General features: G+C 34.7%; 11 protein-coding genes. 5 read left to right on the top strand and 6 right to left on the bottom strand.

Annotation, left to right across the window (positions count from 1 at the left end; genetic code table 11):
- Nucleotides 1-49 precede the first annotated feature (49 nt).
- Nucleotides 50-1,240, top strand: a complete 1,191-nt coding sequence (locus ACERII_RS06500) for a glycosyltransferase family 4 protein (protein ID WP_373640949.1) — start codon at nt 50-52, stop codon at nt 1,238-1,240.
- 266 nt (nt 1,241-1,506) lie between these two features.
- On the opposite strand, the gene rfbD is transcribed toward ACERII_RS06500, so the two are convergent.
- The 6 genes from rfbD to ACERII_RS06470 all read right to left on the bottom strand — a co-directional run bounded on the left by rfbD (nt 1,507) and on the right by ACERII_RS06470 (nt 7,514).
- Entirely contained in the window at nt 1,507-2,352 is an 846-nt protein-coding gene (gene rfbD / locus ACERII_RS06495; protein ID WP_373641134.1) for a dTDP-4-dehydrorhamnose reductase, read from the bottom strand.
- A gap of 77 nt (nt 2,353-2,429) precedes the next feature.
- Entirely contained in the window at nt 2,430-3,410 is a 981-nt protein-coding gene (gene rfbB / locus ACERII_RS06490) for a dTDP-glucose 4,6-dehydratase (RefSeq protein WP_373640947.1), read from the bottom strand.
- A gap of 6 nt (nt 3,411-3,416) precedes the next feature.
- Nucleotides 3,417-3,974: a dTDP-4-dehydrorhamnose 3,5-epimerase gene (gene rfbC / locus ACERII_RS06485; protein ID WP_373640946.1), complete on the bottom strand. Its 558-nt coding sequence runs from the start codon at nt 3,972-3,974 to the stop codon at nt 3,417-3,419.
- Nucleotides 3,975-3,984: 10 nt separating this feature from the next.
- Complete coding sequence (gene rfbA / locus ACERII_RS06480; RefSeq protein ID WP_373640944.1) at nt 3,985-4,860, bottom strand: glucose-1-phosphate thymidylyltransferase RfbA; 876 nt, start codon at nt 4,858-4,860, stop codon at nt 3,985-3,987.
- A gap of 153 nt (nt 4,861-5,013) precedes the next feature.
- Entirely contained in the window at nt 5,014-5,712 is a 699-nt protein-coding gene (locus tag ACERII_RS06475) for a glycosyltransferase family 2 protein (protein ID WP_373640943.1), read from the bottom strand.
- Between the two features lie 272 nt (nt 5,713-5,984).
- Nucleotides 5,985-7,514 (bottom strand): glycosyltransferase, encoded by a 1,530-nt coding sequence (locus tag ACERII_RS06470; RefSeq protein WP_373640942.1) that lies wholly within the window; start codon nt 7,512-7,514, stop codon nt 5,985-5,987.
- A gap of 216 nt (nt 7,515-7,730) precedes the next feature.
- Here ACERII_RS06470 and ACERII_RS06465 point away from each other — a divergent pair, with 216 nt between their 5' ends.
- From ACERII_RS06465 to ACERII_RS06450, 4 genes are all read left to right on the top strand, one after another.
- Nucleotides 7,731-8,840, top strand: coding sequence for a DegT/DnrJ/EryC1/StrS family aminotransferase (locus tag ACERII_RS06465; RefSeq protein WP_373640940.1), 1,110 nt, complete (start codon nt 7,731-7,733; stop codon nt 8,838-8,840).
- 2 nt (nt 8,841-8,842) lie between these two features.
- Nucleotides 8,843-9,478, top strand: a complete 636-nt coding sequence (locus tag ACERII_RS06460; RefSeq protein WP_373640938.1) for an acetyltransferase — start codon at nt 8,843-8,845, stop codon at nt 9,476-9,478.
- 25 nt (nt 9,479-9,503) lie between these two features.
- A complete protein-coding gene (locus tag ACERII_RS06455; RefSeq protein WP_373640936.1) occupies nt 9,504-10,364 on the top strand; it encodes a glycosyltransferase family 2 protein in 861 nt (286 codons plus the stop codon).
- A 160-nt stretch (nt 10,365-10,524) separates the two neighbouring features.
- Nucleotides 10,525-11,544, top strand: a complete 1,020-nt coding sequence (locus ACERII_RS06450) for a CgeB family protein (protein WP_373640935.1) — start codon at nt 10,525-10,527, stop codon at nt 11,542-11,544.
- Nucleotides 11,545-11,605: the final 61 nt, after the last annotated feature.

The following is an 11,605-nucleotide window of genomic DNA, read 5'->3' as shown; positions in this document are numbered from 1 at the left end:
CTCACCTAGTAGTGCACGGCTTATATTGTAAGAGAGGGGATTAATTTTAGTGAAGATTAGAAATGGTACAAAGAAAACAATTTTGTTCTTCGCACATAATGGTGGAGATTCGCATATAACAGGTGCAGAAAATTACTTATTTACGGTTATTAAAGAAAGTAGAGGTCAATATCATTGTATTTTAATATCTCCTCTTAAGAGTATGTTAACTGCAAAAATAGAACAATTAGGTGTAGAAGTGAAAATTATTCCATATCCTATGCTGTGGTCTATCTGGAATCCAAATGATAAATTACTAAAAGAGGAAAAGAGTTTCCTTTCAGATAATTCGATACAAAAACTTACTGGTATGATAAAGAAAAAGAAAGCAGATTTAGTTATAACAAATACAACTGTGAATCCTATGCCAGCAATGGCTGCGAAAAAAGCGGGAGTTCCTGTTGTTTGGTTTTTGTGTGAGGTGATGCAAGTTAATGAGTTTACATCAGATGCTGTTCAATTAATAAATCGTTACTCTGACTTTATAGTGGGAATTTCTAATGCAGTGTTGGGTCCATTCAAAAAGGAAAGTACTACAAAAAAGCTCTATAAGTTAAATCCTACATTTGATATGAAAGAGAAGAAGTTTAACTATAGAAAAGGTAATAGGCATAAGTTACGAAATAGGCTAAAGTTGAAAGACTCTGATAGGTTAGTATGTTGCATGGCTGCTTACGTTTCCCCGCTTAAAGGGTTTGATCATTATATTAAAATGGCTAATTCTTTGTGTAATACAGTTAACGACGTTCATTTCTTGATAGTAGGGAAACTTGTAGATACAGCTTACTATGAGGAGTGTCAAAAGTTAATGGAAAGTTTAGGACATAAGGAAAAGTTCCATGTACTTTCTTTTGTAGAGGATGTTCATTTAATTTATGAAGCTATTGATATAATGGTGATTCCTAGTTTAGTTGATGAAGGATTTTCTTTAGTTTGTTTAGAAAGTCTAGCTTTTGGAAAGCCAGTTGTTGCATACCACTCCGGTGGGATTATTGAACAAATGAATAGAACAAATAATAATCGCTTCCTTGTTAAAAAGGGAAATATTCGTGGTCTTGAGCATAAAGTATCGAGGTTACTATGTAACCCTATACTTCGTAGTACTGTTTCTCAATCCAATCGAAAGGCATCTCAACGTTTCTATGGTATCGGATATTTTCGTAAAAGACTTTTATTATTATATAAGAAAGTATTTGGATAGTATAAGTATTTTCCATGTTTCAGGTGTATCAAAGGTTGTGTAAAACCTATTGATTCACCTTCTTATACTTGTTAGTCGTTTATTAAGTCAATATAATATCCACCTACACTACTAGTACCTATGTATCAGTATTCTTTTACTACTAAGGTAGAAGAAATAGAGGTCAAAAGAATTAGTGATTTCAATGATTCGTGCATGGAATATAAAGTCACTAATTCTTTTATTCTTAATAAATTTTCCATATTACCTTGTATGTTCGATTAATTTCAGTTGGCATCTAACAAAAAGCGTGATAAAGCATTCTTCCAATGTGGCATAGGGTCAAAGTGATGAATGCGAAGAGACAAATTGTCCATTACAGAATAGTTTGGGCGACTAGCTGGTCTTGGGAAATCTTCTGTCTTGCAAGGTTCAAGTTTGATAGGAGTGTTTGTTTCTCGAAAGATTTCTTCAGCAAACTCAAACCAAGAACAGTTTCCTGAATTTGTTATATGGTAAATTCCATATTTTGATGTTTCCATCAGCTGGATAATATACTTAGCAAGATCTATTGTATAGGTTGGGCATCCTATTTGGTCATTTACAACTTTTAATTTCTCTCTTTCTTTAGAAAGCTTCAGCATCGTTTTCACAAAGTTATTACCATTCTTACCAAATACCCACGAAGTTCGGACGATAAAAAATTTTGTATGAAAATCTCTCACCATCATTTCGCCAGCTAATTTGGATTTCCCATAGATATTGATGGGGTTTACTGGTGAAAATTCATGATACGGTTCAGTAGAAAATCCATCAAATACGTAATCTGTACTAACATAAACAAGCTTCGAGTGATGTAATTCTCCCGCTATGGCAATATTACGTGTAGCAATTCCATTAACAAGAAAGGCAGAGTCTTGTTCTGACTCGGCTTTGTCTACATTGGTAAAGGCAGCACAATGAATAATAATCTCAGGCTGTAAGAAAGAAACCACTTTTGTAACCTCATCCATATTAGTAACATCTAATTTGGTCTTTCCCATTCCGTGCACTTTATAACCTAATTGATTTAATAACAAAACAATGTCTGATCCAAGTTGACCATCTGCACCTGTAACAAGTACTGTAGAAATATCTAACTCACCTCAGTATTATGGTCTAGTATAACCTAAGAACCTCAATATATAGTAGGTATTACAGAAGGATCTAATTAAAAGTTTTTCTGAGAATTTACTAATTTACCCCACCAATTCTCGTTTGTTTTGTACCACGAAATGGTTTCAACTATTCCTTCGTTAAATGAATATTGGGGCTTCCAACCTAGTTCTTCTCTTATTTTTCTAGAGTCGATCGCGTATCTATAATCATGCCCTAATCGATCACTAACAAAAGTAATTAATTTATTTGAAACTCCTAAAGATTTAACAATATGTTCTACTATTTCAATATTCGTACGCTCATTAGACCCACCGATATTATATACTTCACCTGGTTTTCCTTTATGAATAACCGAGTCAATTGCTGAGCAATGATCTCTCACATGTAGCCAATCTCGGATATTTCTACCATCTCCAAAAACAGGCAACTTCTTTCCTTTTAAAGCGTTAATGATCATGAGCGGTATTAATTTTTCAGGAAATTGGTAAGGTCCATAATTGTTTGAACAGCGAGTAATATTTACATGTAAGCCGAATGTCTCATGATACGACCTGACCAATAGATCAGCACTTGCTTTACTGGCCGAATAAGGACTATTTGGAGATAAAGGGGTATCTTCTGTAAAATAACCACTTGGTCCAAGAGAGCCATAAACTTCATCCGTTGAAATTTGTATGAGGCGAATATCGTTATCTTTAGCAACATCTAAAATTACTTGAGTACCAACTATATTCGATGTAACAAATTCTTTTGAACTATTAATACTTCTGTCAACGTGTGATTCAGCAGCAAAATTTACGATAATATCGATATTGTACATATTGACTACATATTCTAATAGTTCCTTGTTTGTAATATCACCTTTCATAAAGGAGTAATTTGCAAAACCTTGTAAGGAAGCCAAGTTTTCCAAATTTCCAGCATAAGTCAGTTTATCAAAATTTATAATTTCTGTATCTGGATACTTTTCAAGATAATAATGAATAAAATTACTTCCGATAAATCCTGCTCCACCTGTGATAAGTAATTTCATCGGTTTTTACTCCTTTATTAGAAAGTTCATTTCCGCATTTTTTAATAAGGGAAGTTTGCTATCCTTCTCAGATAAAATCGGTGTTGATGTAGGCCATTGAATACCAATGGAGGGATCGTTCCAAATGATTCCTCGATCATGTTTAGGTTCGTAGTATTCATCTACTTTATATAATACCTGAGTATTTGGCTCTATAGTGCAAAATCCATGTGCAAATCCCTTTGGAATGAAAACTTGATGTTTATTTTGTTCACTTAACATAACACTAATCCACTGACCAAAAGTTTCAGAGTTTTGGCGAAGATCAACAATTATATCAATAATTGCACCCGAACACACACGAACAAGCTTTGACTGTGCTCTAGGGTTTAGCTGATAATGCAAACCACGTAATACTCCTGCTTCTGTGGATAGGGAATGGTTATCTTGAACAAAGCTCACATCTATACTTTGTTCTTTTAGTACTTTCTTATTATAGCTTTCCATAAAAAAACCACGGTTGTCATCATACACAGCAGGTTCTAATATATATACACCTTGAAGCTTCGTAGCTATTATATTCATTTTTCACCTCTTACTTACTTCTTTTTTCCAACACCTTCATAAGATGATTTCCATAGTCATTTTTCATTAACGGCGTCGCTAAATCATATAACTTTCCACTTGAAATATACTCTTTTTCAAATGCTATTTCTTCAATACAAGCAATCTTTTTATTTTGAGTTTCTTCTATATTTTTTATTAACTGGGAAGCCATAAATAAGGACTGGTGTGTTCCAGTGTCGATCCAAAAGTTATCTTGATCTAGTAATTTAACTGTTAGTTCTCCTTTGCCAAGATAAGCTTTGTTAACATCTGTAATCTCCAACTCACCTCTAGCAGATTTTCTGATATTCTTTGAAATATTTACTACTTGATTATCATAAAAATATAGTCCAGTTACTGCATAATTCGATTTTGGTTGAGAAGGTTTTTCCTCAATGGAGGTAACAGTTCCATTCTCTGAAAAGTCAACGACTCCAAACCGTTTTGGGTCACTTACGTAATAACCAAATACAGTAGCACCTTTTTTTTGATTAACCGCCTCAGCTATGAGCTTTTGACATTGATAACCATAAAATATGTTATCACCTAATATTAGCGCTACTTGGTCGCTACCAATAAATTTCTCTCCAATAATGAAGGCTTGTGCAATTCCCTCTGGTGATGGTTGTACTTCATAATTAATAGAAATACCTAAATTTGTACCATTTCCTAATAATTCTTTGTAATGTGGAGTGTCCCGTGGAGTAGAAATAATTAAAATTTCTTTTATACCAGCTAGCATTAGTGTAGAAAGGGGATAGTATATCATTGGTTTATCATAAATAGGTAGTAGATGTTTGGAGATAAAGCGAGTTAAAGGGTGCAATCTAGTGCCACTACCCCCAGCTAAAATAATCCCTTTCAATTTTATAACCCCCTAATATTTAAAGTTATCTTTTGGTAGTGTATGTTGCGAAAACTAAATACGTAACTCACAAGACAAAAAAATTAGGTGGTTATTAAAATTAAATTAGGAAATTACGTTTACATTTTAATACTAGCAAGAATCAGCTAAAAACTATTCAGCGTCTTTTTCTTCCCATGGTTTTCTATTTTTCCTCATTTTAGCTTGAATTCCTTTAGGATGGATCCTGTGTTCATCTGTTATATAATGAATAGGGTGAAAGCTCCAATAATTAACTAATTCTTTAAAGAAAACCGCATCTGCATATCCCCAATATTGAGGGTCATCGTTCCATCCGTTCACTTTATCAAAGCAACTACGTCTGTGCATAAAAGAATTGTGATCAACCTTACTCATGGGACGTTTAGTGATCCCAAAAGATGGTCGAACGGATATTTTAACAATTTTTTTATTATTCATACGTACTACACGTTGCCGACCATAAACAACATGTATGTGAGGATTTTTGTTAAAAACTGCCACCATTTTCCTAAATCTTTGAGGGTAATATATATCATCATCTGTTAAATATGTTACTAAATCTCCTGTAATGTGGGGTATAGCAAGATTAATGCAGGTTGCATAGCGAACAGTCTTATTCCGATCCTCATCACTAACTCCAGATTGAATTAGTTTTATTCGAGAATCCTTCTTAACAAGCTTTCTTACTACCCGTTTTGTAACTTCGTTGGAATTATCATCCACTATGATTAGCTCCCAATGGGGGTATGTCTGCGTTAGTACACTTTCTACAGCTTCACGTATCCCATTTGGTCTATTATAGCTTGTTAGTATACAACTTACTTTCAGCATTCTTTCACCATCTTTTTTAAAAGGCTTTTGTCATAAAAACTCGTACAATTATCTTATGTAATTGGAGATGATTTGGTTTGGGGAACTGTTCTTAGTTTTGATTAAAAAGTCAAGAAAGTATAACTTTTTTGAACTTTAATAGTTGTCTAGCTCCAGGCGCCTTGCGAGTTTCTTATTGACGAATGTCTTTATAAATTAACTGTTTCAACTTCTTAAATAGAGAAAAGCCAGTTCCGTTTTAGAAACCAGCTTTTTTAATATGAATTAGAAGGTCAGGGTATAACAACAATTTTTTCCTTACATGAGCTACAAAACTTAGCGTATTGGATACATGTTTCTATTGAGTCAGTTAGCTCCATTGGCCACCATCGTATTGCACCCATAGGAGCCTTCGCTGCAAATGCTTCAACGGATTCTGGAATATGTCCTACAATAACAATTTCCATTTCTTTAAATCCAGATGCAAAACCTTTTTGAAGTGTCTTGAATAATTGATCATGTTCTTTTGTAGCATCTGAGTGGGGAATAGGAAACAAGATGGAAACTTTTGAATTATCTTCATTAATAATATGTGCTGATTTTCTAGCCGGACTATTTTCTGGAGTTTCCCAGACACGACTATATGGTAACTGATTAGGTAAATCCAGTTCCTTCAATCTATTATCTATTCTATCGCTGTAATATTTATTTAGTTGCTTAACAAGAATCTGTATCTGTTTATTTCTGATGAAAGTAGAATTATTTCCACCTTCATTTCGGTATTGGATGTAGAGTAAATCTGGAATAGCCACATACTTCGTACATAAAAACGTACGAACAAGTAGGTCATAATCATCTGCAACAAGCAACTCATCACGATGACCACCCAACAGGTGATAACATTCTTTTGTCCAAGCTCGAGGGTGATTTGGTAATCCCACTAAATGACGAATTGTACTCCAATTAATCGTAGTATGTGTTTGCACATTTTGCCATCGATTCATTTCATGTAGCCAAACCCTATAGTAGGTGCTGTATCCGAAACCACAGTCCCAACCGTACCAATGAGCATGATTACTCTCTGCGTACACCTCCGTACAATCTCCATAAACAAACCCACATTCGGGGTGCTCTTGAAATGCATGAACGATTTTCTCCAAACATCTAGGAGTGAGCTCATCATCATGATCTAACTCCACTAATATCTCTCCAGTACATAAACTTGCAGCATACCTCTTAATTGCCCCTATGTAACCATTCCGGGCATCTTGGCGGTATCTTCGTACTCTGGAATCATCTAATGGGCGAAGGAATTTATTATATGTCTCATCGTCATCGCCAGAGTCATCTACTATTACCCACTCCCAGTTCGGATACGTTTGCTTTAGTAAAGACTGATAAGGCCGTTGAATTTTCTCCTTGGTCTTATAGCTAGCTGTAAACACAGATACTAATGGTGTATTGGAATTAAAACGGGTAGATGGAATCGTCTTTTTATTAGGAAGTGGGTCGGTATGTTTGAGCCAACAGTAAAATAGATGGAAAGGTTCTATCTTAGCAAGGGAATCAAAATGTAGCCAACGCTTTTTCTCATGTAATGGTAACGCGATTAGTGTTTTAAATTCTTCCCAGCCTTCTCCTACTGATACATAGACACGAGGTTTTTTGGGATGACTGTCTAATAATTTATCTTCAGGTCCATACATTTTTACTATGAGGTGGCTTTCAGCTAACCTTTTTATCAGTGCTTCTAACTCTTCTGTTGTATTTTGTTTAGAAATAAAAAGATGGATTGTCAATAATGGCGTTTGATCGATAGACATGGCTATTCTCCTTTCAAATTGTTCGAACTAAATTTAGGTATCGAACACTATTCCTATAACTCATGCACTTCATCATCACATTATTCCATTTAGTTCATATAGATATGTGTATGAGTAACAACGTAAAACGTTCATCATGGAAAATGAATAATAGGTTTTTGTCTATTATTTCTTTCCATTCTTTTGATGAAGAAAGGAGCTGAAATCTCGTCCGTTATGAAACAAACACCATTTTTACGACCTAACCTTGTTAAAAAGGAGACACTGCTTCCTTATTTAACAGAAATAGAGGAGTCTAGAATATATAGTAATTTCGGCCCCCTTAATTCCCGCTTCGAACAAAGAGTGTTGGAAGAGTATTATGAATGCGATGGGGCGGTTACAACGGTTAATAATGCGACAATCGGATTAATAGCCGCAATTTCACAATGCAAAAGACCAATTGGGAAGTATGTTTTACTCCCGAGTTTCACCTTTGCTGCAACACCTTTAGCTGCATTATGGTGTGGTTTACAACCTTATTTTGTAGATATCAAACCAGACGACTGGTGTATGGATGAAAATCAAGTTCGCGAGTTGGTACATACTCTCGGTGACCAAGTTGCTGCAATTGTTCCATATGCTACTTTTGGTACAAACATAAACCTCGATTTTTACCAAGACATTCATGAGTCTGGTATACCAGTAGTAGTAGATGCTGCTTCTAGCTTCGGAGTCAATGAGAATAACAATTATTTTGGGAAGGGGTTCCCAGGATGTATTGTGTTTAGCTTCCATGCAACTAAAGCATTTGGTGTAGGTGAAGGAGGGCTACTTTATAGCGCCAATAAGAACTTAATTTCCCAGGTTCGCCAAGCTGAGAATTTTGGTTTTTCGTCTACAAAAGAAGCTACTATACAGGGGATAAATGGGAAAATGTCGGAATACACGGCAGCCATTGCTTTATCCACGCTAGATGAATTTCCACAAAAAGTAAAATCAAGAAAACAAATCTACACTTGGTACTTTGAATTACTCGACCAAAAGGCGTTTTTGGAGAAAGAATGGAAATTACAGAAAACGAAAGGAGAAATTCCTTATCAGTTTATGCCGATTTGCTGTCCGTTAGATATAAAAAATGATGCTGTTATTCAGTCACTAGCAACGAAACACATCGAAGCTAGAACATATTTCTCGCCACCCTGTCATCAGCAGTCCATTTTTAAGAAGTATCCTCACACTCCTTTAACAGTTACGGAAAAAATCTCAAGACAAATCCTCAGTCTTCCTTTATGGGAAGAAATGACGCAGGATGATGTTCAGAGAATTGTGGAAGGGTTGGGTTAAACTTGAAACCACTCGTAATATGGGGTTGTGGTGGCCATGGACGAGAAGTTCTTCATCTTTGTGAAATAATCGGGATGGAAGTGACCGGATTTTTAGATGAACGCCCTAATGTTAAAGGGCAAGTCGTGGATGGCATTCCGGTTTTAGGAGATTTACCAGATATCATCTCGTTAAAAAATCATGTGAAGATTGTATGTGCAGGTGTGGGTGACCCATATTTAAAAAAACGTTTTGTTGAAAAAACAGAGAATCTTGGTTTTGAGTTTGCTGATTCAATAGTACATCCTTCTGTGTTCCTTTCAAAGCGAAATCGAATAGGAATTGGTAATATTATTTGCGAAGGAACGATTATCACAACAAATGTGGAGATAGGGAATTTTGTAATTATAAATCGAGGAGCAAATATTAGTCATGATATAAAAGTGAAAGATTATGTGACAGTTTCACCTGGTGTACAAATCGCAGGAAATGTAACAATCCAAGAAGGTGCTTATATTGGTATTGGTTCTTCTATTCGTGAAAAAACTACAATTGGCTCTTGGTCCATCATTGGCGGGGGAGCATTTGTCAATAAAGATGTACCTGAGCACACTATGTGCGCAGGTGTTCCAGCAAAATTTAAAAAAAAATTAATATAATTCTTTGCAGAAGGAGGGGTTCACAGTGAAACTCCCATTAGTAAGCGTAGTTATTCCTGCTTATAACCGTCCCGATACTTTAGAAATAGCCATTAAAAGTGTTTTAGAACAAACTTATTCTAATATCGAAATTATTATCTGTGATGATAGTACAGATGATCGAGTTCAAAAAATGTTAGAGCCATATTTAGAATCATATTCTTTTATTCAGTATTATAAAAACGAACAAAATTTGTTTCTAAAAAATTGGCATAAATGCTTCGACCACGCGAACGGAGAATATATTAATTACTTAATGGATGATGATGTATTTCATAAAGAGAAAATTGAAAAAATGCTCTATTATTTCAACGAATTTGATAATATTACACTTGTTACGTCGTATCGACAAACGATTAATAATAAAGGAGACATTATACCACCAATATGGGCTACGGCAAGACTTTATCAGGAAACGAGAATCATGGATGGAACGATGTTTGGGAATGTGGCATTAACCCGTGGACTTAATGTGATAGGTGAACCAACGACTGTTTTATTTAGAAAGAAAGATCTTACTGAACCATTCGGAATATATAAAGGAAACCAATATTCACTTGTCAATGATTTAGCATCTTGGTTATCACTTCTATCCAAAGGAAAGGCCGTATACATTCCAGAAGCACTAAGTTATTTTCGATTACATCCCGATCAAACGAGCAATAAAATAGGAGCAAGTTCATTCAAGGAATGGTTAGACATCTTAATTGCTGCACGAGAAGATGGATTTCTTGAATGTAACGATTTATATAAATCTGCACTTCTCACATACCGTGGAAGAATTAAGAACCATCCGAAGTTTGGAGATGTAAATGAACGTATTGAGAGCATATTAAACAACATTTAAGAAATAGGTCACGATAATAGTTATTTTGTTAATCGAAAGATTCCATAAGAGTAAAAAACAATTTTAATTACAAAGATATGTAGAATCAAAATTATTAATAACTAATTTTTTAATATAATTACCATCGTTGTATGAGGAGGAAGATGGGAGATAAGCGAAGATGGAAAATTTTGTTGATGATGTAAATAGAACGGGTGTTGAAAAGTATTTGTATGATAAAAGTGTACTATACGTTCCTAAAATATATAGAGGAACTTACGAAGTTATTAATGAAGGGATAATGGACCAGCTAAAAAATCAAGTTCGTGAAGTATATATAGCAAAACAAGAGGAGAACATTGTAATTCTAGCAGCTCAAATCAAACCAGACTTAGTGCTGGTACTACTGGGTGATACATTTCCTACAGATCAAGTAAAAGCTATTAGAGAAATGGGTATCAAAACAGCAGTTTGGTTTACTGATGACCCTTATTTTTCAGATGTCTCCTGTAAAATAGCTCCCTATTATCAATACGTGTTCACTCAAGAGATTAGTTGTGTTTCCCAGTATCAATTACTTGGAATCCCTCACGTACATTATTTACCTCTCGCAAGTAATACGAAATATTTTCATTATCAACACAATAATAATCAAAATATAGACGTTTGTTTTATGGGAGCAGCTTGGAATAATAGACTTTCTATGTTCGATGAAATTGCCCACTCACTTGCAAAAAAAAATGTTATTATCGTCGGGTATCATTGGAATCGAATGAAAAACTATCATTTACTTTCTGAGAAGGTCCGTCATACAATATTATCTCCCGAAGAATCAGCCAGCCTTATAAATCAATCTAAAATTGTGATTAACCATCATCGCTCCTTTGATGATAGTACGTTTTTCAGCAAAAACAGTAATAAGCTTCCAGGTCTGTCAATTAACCCTCGTACATTTGAAATATCTGCGTGTAGTGCATTTCAACTAACAGATATACGCCAAGAATTAAGTCGTTATTTTCAACTAGGTAAGGAAATTGAAACATATTCATCTCCTTTAGAATTAATTGAAAAGATAGATTACTATTTAGTACATGAGGATGAAAGGAAGCAGGTTGCGAAGAAAGCATATAATATAACAAAAAATAATCATACTTATTATCATAGAATTAGAACTCTGTTAAAAGTAGTATTTGCAGAATGAAAGTTCAAAATGAGTGAGGAGAGGGAACATATATAGAACTAGATAAGTAATATGAGTTTCA

Source organism: Evansella sp. AB-rgal1 (assembly GCF_041820985.1).
Lineage (GTDB): Bacteria > Bacillota > Bacilli > Bacillales > Salisediminibacteriaceae > Evansella.
This window is presented reverse-complemented; position numbering and strand designations above follow the sequence as displayed.

What these genes read in the sequence shown, in the direction of transcription:
- rfbB (WP_373640947.1), bottom strand. Translation starts at nt 3,410, where the DNA reads ATGAAATTACTTATCACAGGTGGAGCAGGATTTATCGGAAGTAATTTT.
- rfbC (WP_373640946.1), bottom strand. Translation starts at nt 3,974, where the DNA reads ATGAATATAATAGCTACGAAGCTTCAAGGTGTATATATATTAGAACCT.
- ACERII_RS06475 (WP_373640943.1), bottom strand. Translation starts at nt 5,712, where the DNA reads ATGCTGAAAGTAAGTTGTATACTAACAAGCTATAATAGACCAAATGGG.
- ACERII_RS06470 (WP_373640942.1), bottom strand. Translation starts at nt 7,514, where the DNA reads ATGTCTATCGATCAAACGCCATTATTGACAATCCATCTTTTTATTTCT.
- ACERII_RS06465 (WP_373640940.1), top strand. Translation starts at nt 7,731, where the DNA reads ATGAAACAAACACCATTTTTACGACCTAACCTTGTTAAAAAGGAGACA.
- ACERII_RS06450 (WP_373640935.1), top strand. Translation starts at nt 10,525, where the DNA reads ATGGAAAATTTTGTTGATGATGTAAATAGAACGGGTGTTGAAAAGTAT.